Below are 429 nucleotides of genomic sequence, written 5' to 3'. Positions count from 1 at the left end.
AGTGGACCGCCACCGAGGTCTCGCTAGTCCGCAGCCACCCGGCCGAGCCCCGCAACCTGCTCAAGGGCCACGCGAAGGTCACCGGCACACTCGGCTGACGGTAGGGCTGACCCCACCAGCGCTCCGGCGGCGCACACCAGGGACTGAACGCGATCACGCCAGCACGATGAGTGGCATGCGATCACGACCCGTGCTGTTCGAGTCCGACCTGACGCGCCAGCGCGTCACGACCCCCGCGGGCACGTTCGACGCCATCGCGACCGGTCCCACGACCGGTCGCAAGGTGTTGCTCCTGCACGGCGTGCCGGAGTGCGGGATCGAGTGGCGCCACCAGCTGCGGGCGCTGGCCGCCCACGGGTACCGGGCGGTCGCGCCGGACCTGCGCGGCTACTCGCCGGGCGTCCGGCCGCGCGGGGTCGCCTCGTACGG

1 protein-coding gene and 1 pseudogene (1 of these 2 only partly in view) are annotated in these 429 nt (G+C 73.2%); both read left to right on the top strand.

Going from position 1 to position 429, the window contains the following annotated elements; genetic code table 11:
* Window positions 1–98 (top strand): annotated as a pseudogene (locus AB0G02_RS16090) (acyl-CoA dehydrogenase family protein); it begins 1,138 nt to the left of the window's first position.
* Between the two features lie 77 nt (window positions 99–175).
* A partial coding sequence (locus AB0G02_RS16085) for an alpha/beta fold hydrolase (protein ID WP_360794376.1) occupies window positions 176–429 on the top strand: 254 nt, incomplete at its 3' end.

Origin of the sequence: Actinosynnema sp. NPDC023658, from assembly GCF_040639995.1 — a bacterium.
GTDB lineage: Bacteria > Actinomycetota > Actinomycetes > Mycobacteriales > Pseudonocardiaceae > Actinosynnema.
The sequence above is the reverse complement of the archived record's forward strand: the minus strand, read 5'-3'. Positions and strand labels throughout refer to the sequence as shown.